The organism is Micromonospora sp. PTRAS2 (genome assembly GCF_054052245.1).
This window is the reverse complement of record NZ_JBSWBU010000009.1, coordinates 62,884-76,662: the sequence shown is the minus strand read 5'-3', so window position 1 is coordinate 76,662 and position 13,779 is coordinate 62,884. Positions and strand designations below refer to the sequence as shown.

13 protein-coding genes are annotated in these 13,779 nt (G+C 72.8%); 4 read left to right on the top strand and 9 right to left on the bottom strand.

The window, feature by feature from the left end:
- Positions 1-21 precede the first annotated feature (21 nt).
- From ACVMYR_RS24795 to ACVMYR_RS24785, 3 genes are all read right to left on the bottom strand, one after another.
- Positions 22-435, bottom strand: coding sequence for a PIN-like domain-containing protein (locus ACVMYR_RS24795; protein WP_077937764.1), 414 nt, complete (start codon positions 433-435; stop codon positions 22-24).
- Complete coding sequence (locus ACVMYR_RS24790; RefSeq protein ID WP_077937769.1) at positions 398-1,045, bottom strand: DUF433 domain-containing protein; 648 nt, start codon at positions 1,043-1,045, stop codon at positions 398-400. The genes ACVMYR_RS24795 and ACVMYR_RS24790 overlap by 38 nt, the downstream gene beginning before the upstream one ends.
- A 90-nt stretch (positions 1,046-1,135) precedes the next feature.
- Positions 1,136-1,375 carry a winged helix-turn-helix domain-containing protein gene (locus ACVMYR_RS24785; RefSeq protein ID WP_077937763.1) on the bottom strand — a complete coding sequence of 80 codons (240 nt, stop codon included), beginning with the start codon at positions 1,373-1,375 and terminating at the stop codon, positions 1,136-1,138.
- A gap of 215 nt (positions 1,376-1,590) precedes the next feature.
- On the opposite strand from ACVMYR_RS24785, the gene ACVMYR_RS24780 reads away from it, so the two are divergent.
- The 3 genes from ACVMYR_RS24780 to ACVMYR_RS24770 all read left to right on the top strand — a co-directional run bounded on the left by ACVMYR_RS24780 (position 1,591) and on the right by ACVMYR_RS24770 (position 2,827).
- On the top strand, positions 1,591-1,884 hold the full coding sequence (locus ACVMYR_RS24780) for a cell division protein DivIVA (RefSeq protein ID WP_228986882.1): 294 nt from the start codon (positions 1,591-1,593) through the stop codon (positions 1,882-1,884).
- Between the two features lie 2 nt (positions 1,885-1,886).
- The gene (locus ACVMYR_RS24775; protein ID WP_457122890.1) at positions 1,887-2,150 is read left to right on the top strand and encodes a hypothetical protein; all 264 of its coding nucleotides are present in this window, start codon (positions 1,887-1,889) and stop codon (positions 2,148-2,150) included.
- Between the two features lie 113 nt (positions 2,151-2,263).
- Positions 2,264-2,827 carry a GNAT family N-acetyltransferase gene (locus ACVMYR_RS24770; protein ID WP_077937761.1) on the top strand — a complete coding sequence of 188 codons (564 nt, stop codon included), beginning with the start codon at positions 2,264-2,266 and terminating at the stop codon, positions 2,825-2,827.
- A 6-nt stretch (positions 2,828-2,833) separates the two neighbouring features.
- On the opposite strand, the gene ACVMYR_RS24765 is transcribed toward ACVMYR_RS24770, so the two are convergent.
- The 3 genes from ACVMYR_RS24765 to ACVMYR_RS24755 form a co-directional block, all read right to left on the bottom strand.
- Entirely contained in the window at positions 2,834-5,539 is a 2,706-nt protein-coding gene (locus ACVMYR_RS24765; RefSeq protein ID WP_457122889.1) for a hypothetical protein, read from the bottom strand.
- 243 nt (positions 5,540-5,782) lie between these two features.
- Positions 5,783-8,296: a hypothetical protein gene (locus ACVMYR_RS24760; protein WP_457122888.1), complete on the bottom strand. Its 2,514-nt coding sequence runs from the start codon at positions 8,294-8,296 to the stop codon at positions 5,783-5,785.
- 280 nt (positions 8,297-8,576) lie between these two features.
- Positions 8,577-10,376 carry an ABC transporter ATP-binding protein gene (locus ACVMYR_RS24755; protein WP_457122887.1) on the bottom strand — a complete coding sequence of 600 codons (1,800 nt, stop codon included), beginning with the start codon at positions 10,374-10,376 and terminating at the stop codon, positions 8,577-8,579.
- 79 nt (positions 10,377-10,455) lie between these two features.
- Between ACVMYR_RS24755 and ACVMYR_RS24750 the strand changes: the two genes are divergently transcribed.
- Positions 10,456-10,905, top strand: coding sequence for a MarR family winged helix-turn-helix transcriptional regulator (locus ACVMYR_RS24750; protein WP_228986883.1), 450 nt, complete (start codon positions 10,456-10,458; stop codon positions 10,903-10,905).
- Positions 10,906-10,933: 28 nt separating this feature from the next.
- On the opposite strand, the gene ACVMYR_RS24745 is transcribed toward ACVMYR_RS24750, so the two are convergent.
- The 3 genes from ACVMYR_RS24745 to ACVMYR_RS24735 all read right to left on the bottom strand — a co-directional run bounded on the left by ACVMYR_RS24745 (position 10,934) and on the right by ACVMYR_RS24735 (position 13,742).
- Positions 10,934-11,965 (bottom strand): DUF559 domain-containing protein, encoded by a 1,032-nt coding sequence (locus ACVMYR_RS24745; RefSeq protein ID WP_457122886.1) that lies wholly within the window; start codon positions 11,963-11,965, stop codon positions 10,934-10,936.
- Positions 11,966-12,141: 176 nt separating this feature from the next.
- Positions 12,142-13,395 (bottom strand): RNA polymerase sigma factor, encoded by a 1,254-nt coding sequence (locus ACVMYR_RS24740; protein WP_457122953.1) that lies wholly within the window; start codon positions 13,393-13,395, stop codon positions 12,142-12,144.
- Positions 13,392-13,742: a YciI family protein gene (locus ACVMYR_RS24735; RefSeq protein WP_043963364.1), complete on the bottom strand. Its 351-nt coding sequence runs from the start codon at positions 13,740-13,742 to the stop codon at positions 13,392-13,394. The genes ACVMYR_RS24740 and ACVMYR_RS24735 overlap by 4 nt, the downstream gene beginning before the upstream one ends.
- Positions 13,743-13,779 lie beyond the last annotated feature (37 nt).

Genomic DNA, 13,779 nt, shown 5'->3' with positions numbered 1-13,779 from the left:
GGGTGGGCGGTGGTTCGCCACCTATGGCCAACGCCGAACGACTGAGTCCTCGTAGACGACATAGAACCCGGGTGGCCCCTCAGTCCCGTATCGCCAGATCCTGTCGCGGTGGCGCTCGAAGCGCTCGGCACGCTTTGCCGGCGACAACTCGGCGCTGCTCAGGCAGTGGATGGTAAGCCCCGAGGCAGCCAGACGGTCGAGGACCGGAAGCTGGTTGCGGATGCGCTTGTCCTGGGTCAGCATCGTCCAGCCCTGCTTCAGGCCATACTCGATCCACTCGTCGTCGCCGGTGAACTGGCCATCGGCAGGAAATACATCGGTCACCAGGTGCAGGGGCCAGCCCGCCTCGATCAGCGTCCGAGGCGTGGTCTTACCCAAGCAACGATCGACGAAGAACTCAGGCAGCGACTCGAACGACGGCTTCGACCTCGTCAACGGTCAGCCCGTACTCGTCAGCAACAGTTTCGGACGACTCACCAGCACGCCACATCCCCACAACCGCCTCGACCGGGACCTTGTTGCGTGCGACGACAGGAGCACCCCAACCGAATCGCGGATCGATGACCACCTGGGCAGTGTCGGGATACTGACGCAGCCGCAGCCGGGCGGGATACGCGTCGGAGGGCTCCCAGACGATGTAGTTCAGGTAGTCCGAGATCACTTCGCGGATGGGCATCTGCCGGTCACCGGCACGCGCAAGCTCGTCGGTGTCCACGTAGTGGACGAACACGTCGATGCCATCCGTGGCGATCCTTCGGTCCGCCAGGCCGTACGGGTTGCCGAAGACGTTGCGAATCTCGGCTGCCGCGTCCCTGATCTTGTCCTTCCCGAGCTTCAGCTCACGAAGGGACCGCAGGACGTACGCCTCGATCACGGCGACGAACGGCACCGAGGGCCATCCGCGCTTGACGGGCGGCACCGTGTGCACCAGGGGCGCTCCGGCTGCCTTCTCCGCCAACCACGAGTGCATGGTGCTGCGGGGTATGCCCAGATAGCGGGCGGTGTCAGACGGCGTCAGAAGCGCATCCTGAACCTTGTCGATCAATTGCGCCTCCCTCCGTCGCACAGACCCCAGCATCGCATCGCACCCAACGATTTACACGATCCGTTGAGGTATCGCTACCCCGTGTCGCAGTCAAGGCTCCCGCATCCAGGTCTTCGGGTCGGTGACGAAGATGCCCTTCCCCTGGTGTCGCCGGATGACGCGCAGCGCCTCCAGTCGCACGTAGACCATCTGGATGGTGGACGTGCCGACCTTGTTGTCTGCCGCCATCTGCGCGATCGATGGCAGCTTGTCCTCGGGCTTGAGCTTGCGCGCCTTGACGGCAGCAACGATGTCGTCGGCGATACGGATGTAGTCGGGTGTCGTAGGCATGGCGCTCCTTGCGTGGCTCGCCAATTCGATCACGAAGCGCCCAGAAACGACAACAGCCAGTGGTTGACTTAAACGGCTAAGCCGTTAGTGTTGGTGCCGGGCCGCTCCTCGCGTGGCAACGAGATCGACTCTCTCCCTGGTCGGGGCGGGTGTGCACGCCCGCCCCGGCCCATCGCACGGCCCTCGCCCGCTCCCCTGCCCCGGAAAGGACCGTCGTGGCCCACGTGTATCGAGGCGGCCGGCTCTACGGAACGGGCCGGCCCGACCGGCTGACCCCGCACGAGGTGCGTACCTGGGCGTTCGACCCGCGTCGGCGGGGCGTCGACGCCGACCAGGTGCGCGAGTTCCAGACCCGGCTGGCCGACGAGCTGGCCGGGCTGCACGAGGACGTGCGGCTGCTGACCCAGGAGAACGACCGGCTGAAACGGGCGCTGCGCGACTGGCAGGTCATGCACGCCCGGGAGTGCGTCCCGCCGGACGACGCCCGGCCCAACCGGGGTCACTGGTAGCGGTGCGCCCGGCCCCCGGTGACCTGCTGACCGTCGACGGCCGAGCCTCGGTGCAGTTCGCCGGGGACCGGGCCGTCACCTTCCGCGTCGTGTCGGTGCCCGACCTGTCGACCTACCACGGCTGGATCTGGCTCGCCGGCTACGTCCTCGACCAGCGCGGCCTGGCCACCGCCAAGCGCGAGATCTACGTCCAGCTCGCCGGGCTCCGGCCTGCGGCCCCGGCGACGGCGGCCGTCCCGCGTGGCTCGTCGTCACGCCCCGCGTAGCGGTCCGCGTCGACCCCCTCGCGAGCCGGTCGGGTCTCCGGGCGGCGGAGGTGAGGGGGCTGCGTCGGGAAAACCCGTTGGGCTGCCCGCCGCGACTCGGGCACGATCGGCGCGTGGACACCTATCTGGACACCGAGCGCCTGACGCTGCGTCACTTCACCGCCGACGACGCGGACCTGCTGATCGAGCTGGACAGCGACCCGCAGGTGATGCGCTACCTCAGCGGCGGCGAACCGACCGCGCCGGAGATCGTCCGCGAGCGCTACCTGCCGAACATCCTCGCCGGCTACCGGAAGTGGAACGGCAACCTCGGGCTGTTCGCCGCGTACGAGAAGGCCGGCGGCGCGTTCGTCGGCTGGTTCATCCTGCGCCCCGCACCGCAGGGCCCGCTGGACGAGGTCGAGCTCGGCTACCGCCTGCGGCGGGCGGCCTGGGGCAACGGCTACGCCACCGAGGGCTCGCGGGCCCTGCTGGGCAAGGCGTTCACGGAACTCGGCGTGCGCAGGGTCTGGGCGGAGACGATGACCGTCAACCGGGCCTCGCGCAACATCATGGAGAAGCTCGGCATGACGCTCACGGAGACCACCCCCGTCCCCGACGACATGGCGATGATCGAGGGCGCCGAGCACGGCGGCGTGCTCTACGAGATCACCAAGGAGCAGTGGGCGCGGCGGTAGCCACGCTCACCCCTGCGTGGTGCACGCCCGGCGGTCGGGTGGCGGGGTGCCGTACAGCTTGTTCTCCGCCGGGTCGATGGGGTGCCGGTCGATCTCCCTCGGCACGTCCGACGGCGAGTCGAACGCCCTACGGATGTTGGGCACGCAGAGCAACGTGAGCCGCTTGCCGACCGCGATGCCGTTGGCGTCGAACCGGATCAGCCCGGTCACCCCCCGGTACGCGGGGTCGGCGACGTCGCGGATGGTGACGTACACCGTCGTGGGGGTGACCTCCCGGGGGTTCCACTCGCGGCCGGCGGGGGCGGAGAGGTTGCCGGCGATGGTGCGCACCGCCCGCAGGTGCAGCCGGGTCGCGTCGTAGGCCAGCCCGACCCGCTCCCCGATGGGCGAGTTGGACTGGCACAGCGACAGCACCGTCCGCACGTCGGTGAGGAAGAGCTTGCGCTCGATGTCGGTCGCCCCGATGACCCGGTTGCAGTAGGCCAGCTCGCCCTTGACCACGTACGCCAAAGGCAGGTTGTCCGGCGCGGGCCGGCGGGCGGCGGTGTTCGCCAGGTAGCGGTTGACCGAGTCGTCGCCGATGAGCAGCGGCACCCGGCCGCTGCAGTTCTCGGCCAGCCGGGCGGCGAACGCGCCGAACTCGGTGTAGCGCCCGCCGAAGAAGACCACGCCGTCGCCGAAGCGGTCGGCGCAGACCGGGGTCAGGTCGACCCCCTGCCGCCAGTACGTCTCCTGGTAGGCGTCGCCGCCGAAGCGGGACCGCAGCCCGTCGCGCAGCGTGTTGACGTACAGGTCGCCGCGCGCGCCCTCGTCCGGGTCGACGTTGCCGTACGTGTAGAAGTTGAAGATCCGCTTCTTCTTCAGCACCTCGGTGACGTGGTCGTGCACGAGGGTCGCCTCGTCGATGTTCGGCGCGGAGATCTGCAGGTAGCGGCTGGAGGCGTCGGCGATCCGGTCGGCCGACAGGGTCGGCGCGAGGACGGGCAGGTTGAGGTCGCCCAGCGCCTTGATCGCGTCCTGCACCGCCTTGCGGCTCTCCACCAGCCCGACCACGCCGAGCACCGTCGGCTCGTCGCGGGCAAGGTCGGCCAGCATCCGCACCACGTCGGCGGCGTACCGCATCTCCTGGCCCGCGTTGGCGACCACGATCCGCAGGTACGGGTTGGCCCGGTCGTCGTTGGCCTCCAGGTACGCGCGGCGCTGCGCCGCCGCCATGCCCTGCAACTCCTCCCGTTCCCCGGCGAACGTCTCCTCCCCGGGCAGCGCGTCGGGCTTGGTCAGCGACCCGAAGTAGACGAGGGTGACCCGGGGCCGGTCCCGGCGGACGGCCCACGCCGCCTCGACCTCCCGGTTCTGGTCGAAGATCTGCCGCTGCACGGCGAGCAGGGACGCGTCGCGGCTGAAGAGCTGCCGCCCGTGGTCGCTGTAGCCGATGCACTGGCCGTCGCGGACCGCCGTGTGCACCAGCCCACCCGTGGCCGACGGCGGCCACTCGCAGTCCGCCCGCCACCGCTGCACCTGCCCGGGGATCTGCCACACGCCGAAGGTGGTCAGCACGACCGCGACGAGCGCCACGAGGGCGACCGGCCGGGCCAGCCACGGCGGGCGGGGCGGCACGATCCGGGACAGCCGGTTGCGGAACGGGGTGAGGTCGGCCGCAGGGACCTCCACCTGGAGGTACCAGGCGTTGTCCTCCCGCGCCCGCCGGGCCCGCGCCAGGCCGCTGCGCCACGCCCGGTACGCCCCCTCCACCCCGTCCAGCGGCACGAGCTGGCCGGCGACGGCCGGGTCGGTGGGCGACAGCCCGTCCGGCGGCACGTCGTGGCCGTTCGCGATGACCAGCAGGGGATCCGAGCGGCCCGTCTCGTCGCGCACCGCGTTGATGAGCCTGACCAGGGCGTACCCGCCGTTGCCCGGGGCGAGGCCGTCGAGCAGGAGCACCGGGCAGGCGGTGCGCCGCCACGGCTTGAGCCGCCACGGCCGGCGGCGATACTCCACGCGCAGGTCCTGCAGGAACGCGTGCACGAGCAGCAGGTCGATCTGCTCCTGGTCCTCCGTCTGGCGGGACGGGACGGTGAGCCGGCTGGCGAACGCGACGAAGTCGCCGGCCGCGAGCTCGGGGGCGAGATACTGCTGGCGCAGGAACCAGCGGAACCGGCGACCCGCCCCGAACAGCCAGCCCTTGGTCAGCAGCCAGAACATCAGGCGGGGCAGGACCCGCAGGGTGAACCACAGCAGCACCCCGAGCCAACCGCCCGGGTCCGGCGGGGCCTGCTGCCCGTCCGAGGCCGCCCGCTGCGAGATCCGCTCGCGCAGTTGCCGGATCAGCTCCTGGCGTCGCCGGTTGGTCGCCACGCCGCTCAGGTCCACCTGCATGAGCCCGTCGGCCAGCGCGTAGTGGCGGAACGCCAGCCGGTCCGCGCCGCCGAAGTTGCCGGCGACGAGCCCCGTGTACGCCTCGTGCAGCAGCGCGCGCACGTCCCGGCCGGTGGCGTCGAGTCGGACGTGCGGCACCCGGCGCTCCTCTGCGGCGAACACGTGCGCCAGCATGGCCAGCGGCGACGGCGTGCCGGGCCGGGACACCAGGCACAGCAGCGGCAGCCGCCAGCCGCGCCGCGCGGGCCGCAGCACCATCGACTCGATCAGCTCCACCAGCCGGTGGAATTCGGCGTACGCCCGCCGGCCCTGCTCGGGCACCCTCTCCTCGGTCATGTCCCCCCGCCCCGAAGCCGCCGAAGAATCCGCGAAATCGTCGGTCCCGCAGCCTCGCCGGAAAGGAACACCCCGTCGTGCCGCACAACGAACAGTGAAACCGGTCGCTCGATGGTAGGCGGCGATCGAGGTCCCCGCCACGACGGCAGGTGCCGCCGCCGGAACTGTCAACTTCCCGATCCCACCCCGCAATCGGCCCCTCGCCCCTTGCTCCGGCTGTTTACCGGTCCGTCCGGCGTCGGCTCAGGTTGGGTTGGCGTTGTCCGCGCGCGGTGGCCGCTCCACGTGCAGCGGAACCTGACGGACCTGCGCGGCGGCCTGCTGCCACTGTCCCGCCCTGGCCTCGCAGACAGCGGGCAGCTCCCCGGGGGCGAGCTGCCCGCCGCGGTGGTCGAGCAGCTCCGCGCCCGCCCAGGTCAGCGCGGCCTCCTCGGTGGCGACTCCGGCCTGCGGCTCGGCCCCCACCCGCAACACGATGTCCTCGATGCACTGGTGCAGTGAAGCCAGCCGCTCGGCGCACTCGGCCTGCCATTCCCGCAGGCCGGCGAGACCCCCATCACCGGGCAGCTCGACCTCCGAGAAACTGGGAAAGGGCGGCGGGAACCCCGCCGCGAGCACGACGGGCTGGTCCACCGTGGTGGTGACCAGGCAGATGAACAGGGCTCGGTCCTTCCAGTACCAGGCCCGGTCCGCCGCGATCCGCCGCAGCACGCGCCACAGTTCGACGTCGCGTTCGAGCCAGCGCCGGAGGTCGTGCACGTCACCGCCGTGTTCGGCGTTGCGATGCCACTGCTGTTCGAGCAGGTCCGCCGCCTGACTGATCAGGTCCCGGGCGTAGGCGCGGGAGCAGACCTTGAGGATGTCGGTCGAACGGGGCGGAACCACTTCCGGACGCGGGAACATCTCCCGTTCGAAGTGGGCGAACTCGGGGCGGCGGCGCAGCGGGTCCAGGTCCCGATCATCGCTGAGTAGCCAGTCCCGCAGGTGGCCGGCGATCGGCGTCTCCTGGGTGGCGAGCGCCGCCCGCAGGTGCGCCACCGCCTTGCGCACGGCTGTCCCAGCGTCGTTCTCCGAGACCGGCCAGCACAGCACGAGGCTGTACACGCAGGCCGCCTCGTAGTGATCGGCGAACGACATGGGCCGCACCAACAAACCGACACCACCGCCGATCGCCTGACCGAGTTCGCGCTCCGCCCAGCGGAAGATGTCCCGCCCGTCGTCCGCCGGGCCGGGCCCCGGCCGGCCCACGACACCCACGGGCCGGCCGGCTCCCTGTTGCCAGTGGTGGAGCGCGGCGGCTACCCGCAGCCGTGCCCACACCGAAGCGGCCATCGCCAGCGACCGGCCCGTCAGGTTGGTCCCGGCTGGACCGAACCGGCGCAACCGGGACCACGGCACCCGGAGATCGCCGTTCAGCCGCTCGAGCTCAGCCAGGGCGACGCGCCGGAAGGCCATCTCGGCAGCACGATGATCTTCGCTCCGCGCGTCGCCGAGCATCTCGCCCAACCGCCCCTGGTACGGCTTGAGGGAGGGCACTAGGTCGCCGAACGAATCCTGGAACGCCCTGCCCAGGCGTTCCCGCATCTGCGCACGCATCGCGGCACGCTCCCCTACGGCGTCGTCAACGAACCATTCCGAGACGCTGCGCTCGGAGATGGCGAGGATCGACGCGTAGCGGTATCGCAGCCGCAGGTCCGGCCGGCGGCCCCAGCTGCACCAGAGCTTGTTCCGCAGCCACCGCGACAGGTGGTTCGCCCAGTCCAGCAGGGCAGGCAGGGAGGCGATCTGGGCGCAGGGCTGCTCCTGCTCGCATGTCAGCGCGCTGTGGTAGACGTCGAGCGCCTCCAGGGACAGACCCAGGTCCTCCAACAGCCCGGCCACCAGCAGCCGCAGCTCCAGGTTGAACGGGTCGCACCGCAGCGCCTCTGCGTACGACCACAGCGCCAGGTCGAAGTGTCGGGTGCGCTGGGCCTGCTGGCCCTCGTCGTACGCCCGGAACAGCTCCACGGGCAGATTGCGTCCCCGCCACGCCCGCCAGGGCGGGAGGCCGGCCAGCTTCGTCACCGGCAGGATGGTCGCCAGCACCCAGTAGCCGGCCTCGTTGGTGGCGTCCTCCCAGCTTCTTGCCCACACCGTGGTCATCGCGCTGCGTCTGCCCTGGGCCAGGGAGGTGACCGTGACGACCATCCCGCACCGGGGCTCGGCGTCCCGGGCGACCACGGTGGCGGTGACCTCGTAGGCGATCCGTGGCCAGCCCCGGGCGAGCCAGTTGATCATGCCCGTGATCGTGCCGACCCATCCGGCCTGCAGCGGGGGCGCGACGGCAAGCACGTCCAGGAAATCCCGGGAAGCCTGCTTGCCGGCCTCACCCGTGGTCGGATAGAGCCGGGTCTCGGAGAGCTGCCGGCGCAGCAGGGCCTGCAGCTCGGTCCTGGGTGGGCGCAGGCCCGCGGGGCCGTCAACGGGGTCGCGGACGTCCCCCGTGCCGTCGACGAGGTCGCGGACGTCCACCGGGCCCGGGGTGGCTGCCAGCCGTGCCCGCTGCCAGCCGTGCCCGGCCCAGCAGGTCAGACCGGCGAGGAACAGGGCGGCCAGCCGGGTCGGCAGGCCCGCGCCGGCACCTGTGGTCAGCACTTCGGCGAGGCCGGCGCACAACCGGAACAGACAGCTCAGCGGGAACCGGTCGAACGCGTCGGGGATCGACTTCCCCGCGCCGACGTCCACCAGGAGCTTGAACAGCACGGCTGCCAGGAACACTGTCAGCACTCCCCAGTACCCGGGCTTCGGCGTCGGGAGCAGGGACGGGTCCGTCCGGCCGCGCCGACCGCGCCGCCGCAGCCGCTGCGGCAACTGCGCCGGGCAGTCGCCGCTCGGTGCGGCGCTACCGCGTCTCGTGTCCGGCATCCTCGCCAACCGCCCGTTCCGACGCACCCGCGCCCGTCCCCTCCCTGTCAACGAGGCTAGGCAACCGGGCTCGGGCGGGTGGGCGGTTCGGCGGGTGCCGGGCGGCGGACCACCCGGTCGGGGCCGGCCGCCGTCAGGCGGCGAGGGTGGCGTAGCGGCCGGCGCGGTCGAGCAGGCTGGCGTGGGTGCCGGACTCGACGATGCGGCCGTGGTCGAGCACGGCGATCTGGTCGGCGTCGCGCACCGTGGACAGCCGGTGGGCGATCGTGATCGTGGTGCGTCCCCGGGCCAGTTCGTCGAACGCCCGCTGCACCGCGCGCTCCGTCTCGGTGTCCAGCGCGCTGGTGGCCTCGTCGAGGATGAGCACCCGGGGATCGCGCAGGAGGGTGCGGGCGATGGCGAGGCGCTGCTTCTCCCCGCCGGAGAACCGGTGGCCGCGCGAGCCGACCATGGTGTCGTACCCGTCGGGGAGGGCGGCGATGAGATCGTGGATCTGCGCGGCGCGGGCCGCGTCCTCGATCTCGGCGTCGGTGGCGTCCGGCCGGGCGTACCGCAGGTTTTCCCGCACGGTGGTGTGCAGCAGGTAGGTCTCCTGGCTGACCACGCCCACGACGGCGGCCAGGTCGGTCAGCCGCAGGTCGCGCAGGTCGACGCCGTCGATGGTGACCCGGCCCGCAGTCGGGTCGTGCAGGCGGCTGACCAGGGCGGCGAGGGTGCTCTTGCCGGAGCCGGTGTGCCCGACGACGGCCAGGCCGGTGCCGGCCGGCACGTCGAGGGTGATCCCGGCGAGGGCGGCGGTGTCGCTGCCCGGGTAGGTGAACGTGACGCCCTCGATCCGCACGTGGCCGCGCACCCGGCGCGGGTCGATGTCGACCGGGTCGGCGGGGTCGTCGACCTCGACGGGCAGGTCGAGATATTCGAAGATCCGGGCGAACAGCGCCATCGACGCGGTGACCGAGACGCCCACGTCGAGCAGGCCCATCAGCGGCCGGAACAGCCCGCCCTGCAGGGCGGTGAACGCGACCAGCGTGCCGATGCTGAGCGTGCCGGCGGCCCCGGGCAGGCCCGCGCCGAGGTAGATGAACGCGGGGATGGCGGCGAAGATGACGCTCATCGAGGCCATCCGCCAGCGGCCGGCGAGGTCGGAGCGCAGTTCCAGGTCGACGAGGCGGGCCGAGGAGGCGGCGAACCGGTCGACGAGCGCGCCGCCCGCGCCGAGGGTCTTGCTGAGCTGCACGCCGCTGATCGACAGCCCCTCCTCGATGGTGACGTTGAGGTCGGCCAGCTCGCGCTGCCGCTGGGCGGTGATCTCCCGCCGCATCCGGGCGACCCGGCGGGTGAGCCAGATCGACGGCGGCAGCACGACCAGGGAGATCAGCGACAGCCGCCAGGACAACGCCACCATGGCCACGGCGGTGGCGACGACGGTGGTGAGGTTCGACGCGATCGAGGTGGCGGTGGAGGTGACCACCGTCTGCATGCCGCCGATGTCGTTGGTGATGCGGGACTGCACCTCGCCGGTGCGGGTGCGGGTGAAGAACGCGATGGACTGCCGGTGCAGGTGGGCGAAGACGTCGGTGCGCAGCCGGTGCATGACCTGCTGGCCGACGCGGGTGGAGAGCCACGTCTGGACCACGCCGAGGGCGGCGGTCACGACGGCGACGGCGACCATGCCGAGGACCAGCCGGGACAGCAGCGTCAGGTCGCGCTCCGGCAGGGCCCGGTCGATCACGGCACGCAGCAGGAACGGCGAGGCCATGGCGACGATCGAGGAGACCACGATGATCGCGGTGACGGTGGCGAGCTGCCAGCGGTACGGGGCGAAGAGCCGGCCGACCCGGCGCAGCGGCACCTGCCGGGCCTGGGCCTTCTCGGCGGGGCTGACGGTGCGGGGGCCGCCCCGGCCCTCGCGGTGGGTGGTGGGTGTGTCCAAGGGACCGCCCTTCGTCGGGAACAATGCTGAGGTTACCTCATCATGAGGGAGCAACAGCATTCTCTGCTACCGTATTCCGGTGAGCGCCGACATCCCGGTGAGCCCCGCCACTGCGGTGAGCGCCGACGAGGAGGGCCTGGCCGAGAGCTTCTGGGCCGTCGCCCGCCGGCTGCGCCACCTGTCCCGGCAGACCCTCGAACCGTGGCAGGTCAACCCCGGGCAGGCGCGGGCGCTGGGCGTCCTCACCCGGCACGGCGCGCTGCGGCTCAGCGCGCTCGCCGAGCACCTGCGCATCGCGCCGCGCTCCGCCACCGAGGTCGTCGACGGCCTCCAGGAGCGCGGCCTGGTCGCCCGCCGCCCCGACCCGGCCGACCGGCGGGCCACCCTGGTCACCCCCACGGACGAGGGGGTACGCGTCGCCGCGGCGATCCGCGCCGCCCGGCACGCCGAGGCCGAGCGCCTCTTCGGGGGGCTCAGCCCCGCCGACCGGGCCCACCTGGCCCGCATCCTGCGGACCCTGCGCGACTGACCGCCGGCCTCCCCACGCCGGCGGCCCGTCAGCCCGCCCGGCGGCTGGCGAGGATGGCCAGCACCTCGGCGCGTACCCGGGCCGGCTCGCGCACCAGCCGGCGGTGGGCGAAGCGCACCACGAGGATGCCCCGGGTCGCCAGCAACGCGTCGCGGCGCAGGTCGATCTCCCGCTGCCGGGGGTCACCGTGCGCGGTCGCCCCGTCCAGCTCGAAGTCGACCCGTTCCCGCTCGGCGTAGACGTCGAGGTACATGGTGCGCCCCTCGATCCGTACCCGGAACTGCCGGCGCAGCCGGGGCATCTGCGCCCCGGTGAAGACGTGGTCGTGTCCCCACACCTCCAGGGGACTGCGGCAGCCGGCGGACAGTCGGTCCAGCAGCACGCGCAGCGCGGCGCGGCGGGCCAGCCGGGGCGCCTCCCCGAACGCTCCCCCGACCCGCGCCGGGGTGGTCAGGCCGTCGTTGACGGCGCGGATCAGCGGGGCGGGGCGGTCCACGGCCGGCAGCAGCGGCCAGGCGTCGACCAGTGCCCGTTCCAGCCGGACGACGGGCAGGCCCCGGCGGGTCACCGCCTGCGGCGGCTCGGGGCGGAAGCCGTGCCGGTGGTGCAGCACCAGGTGCGGTGGCCGGGAGCGGAGGCCCGATCGGGCCGGCACGTCGAGGTGCACGGCCTCGTCCTCGGGTTGCCGGCGCACACCCCAGGCGTGCAGGGCGGTGGGTCCGCCGAGCGCGCCCCGCCCCTGGGCGTACGCCACGGCGGCGCGGTGCCGCAGTTCCGGCGGGAGCACGGCGAGCCCAGCCGAGCCGGACAGAGGCGCAGCCAGCCCAGCCGAGCCGGGCGGGAGCACGGCAACTTCAGCAGAGCCAGGCGCGGGCGCGGCGAGCCCAGCACGGCCCGGCCGCGTCCGGCACGACTCGACGTAGACGCCGGGCAGCACGCGGAGCAGGTCGCCGGTGTCCACCGCGTGTCGCAGCACCCAGGCGGGCACCACCTGGGTCGCCAGCGTCCGGGTGAGCAGGCCGTCATGGCGGTCCAGCGGCGCTCGAAGCGGTTCGTCCACGGCATGGACGGTGTCGGTGGCCGTCCCCGCGCCGCAACCCCGCCGGCCGCCGGCTGTGGACAGGGGCTCCGCTGTGGACGAGGCCCGCTCGGGGCGAGGATGTGGTAAGGCGTCCTCGATCGTCTGCTGATCTCGGAGACGATCGTCGGCGTGTCGGCTCACTTCTCGACAGACGATCATGGGGGTGCGAGCGCCGCCAGGCGGCGAGCGAGGTGGGTGCGTTCGCGGGTGTTGGCGGTGTGGGCGATTGCTGTCTCGTACGCCTCTTGGGACTCCTCGATGCTGTCCAGGCGGCGCAGCAGGTCGGCGCGGACGGCGTGGTAGACGTGGTAGCGGAGCAGCGGCGAGGCTGCGCCGCCCAACTCGTCGACGACCGCCAGGGCCTCGGCGGGGCCGCGTACCTCCGCGAGGGCCACCGCCCGGTGCAGCGCGACGACGGGGCTCGGCGCGAGGGCGGCGAGGTGGTCGTACAACTGGAGGATCTGGGCCCAGTCGGTGTCGGCGGCGCTCGACGCGTCGCCGTGCACGGCGGCGATCGCGGCCTGGAGCTGGTACGGGCCGGGGCGGGCGCGGCGCAGGCAGCGGCGCACGAGCGCGTGCCCCTCGGCGACGAGGGCGTGGTCCCAGCGGCTGCGGTCCTGCTCCGCCAGCGGGACCAGATCCCCGTCGGGGGCCGTGCGGGCGGGGCGGCGGGACTCGGTGAGCAGCATCAGGGCGAGCAGGCCGAGCGTCTCGGGCTCGTCGGGCATCAACTCGACGAGCAGCCGGCCGAGCCGGATCGCCTCGGCGCACAGGTCGTCGCGGACGAGGTGTTCCCCGGCGCTGGCGGTGTGCCCCTCGGTGAAGATCAGGTAGACCACGGCGAGCACCCCGCGGAGCCGGTCGGGCAGGTCCGCGTCGCGCGGAATGCGGTACGGGATGGCGGCGTCGCGGATCTTGGCCTTGGCGCGGACCAGGCGCTGGGCCATGGTGGGCTCGGGCACCAGGAAGGCGCGGGCGATCTCGGCGGTGCTCAGCCCGCCGAGCAGCCGCAGGGTCAGCGCGACCCGCGCGGCCGGGGCGAGCGCCGGGTGGCAGCAGGTGAAGAGCAGCCGGAGCCGGTCGTCGCGCACGGGCCCCTCCTCGGGCGGTTCGGCCGGGGCGTGCAGCAGGGCCGCCTCGGCGTGCCGCCGCGCCCGGGTCGCCTCCCGGCGCAGCCGGTCGACGGCCCGGTTGCGGGCGGTGGTGATGATCCAGCCGTCGGGGCTGGGCGGCGTGCCGTCGACCGGCCAGCGCCGCGCCGCCTCGACGAACGCCTCCTGGACCGCCTCCTCGGCGAGGTCGATGTCGCCGAGGAGGCGGATCAGCACCGCGACGGCGCGACCGTGGCCGGCGCGGAAGGCGCGCTCGACGTCGGTGGACCCGACGTCGGTGTGCCCGGGCACGGTCAGGATCCGCCCGCGAAGGGACGGACCTCGACCGGCAGGGTGGTGGCCCGCGCGTAGCGGCGGCCCCAGTCGAGGGCGACGTCGAGGTCCGGCACCGACACGATGGTGATCCCGCCGAGGTACTCCTTGCCCTCGGCGAACGGACCGTCGGTCACCAGCATCCCGTCGCCGTCGGCCCGCAGCACGGTGGCCGTCTCCGGCGCGTGCAGGCCCTGCCCGAAGACCCAGGAGCCGGCCTCCACCAGCTCGTGGTGGATCGCCTCGACCTCACGCATCACCCCGGCGAGGAACTCCGGGTCCGGCCGCCCCGTGTCGGCCGGGTGATAGATGCTGATCAGGTACTGCCCCATGTGGTCCTCCTCGGTCGCGCGGCCGGCACGCTGCCGG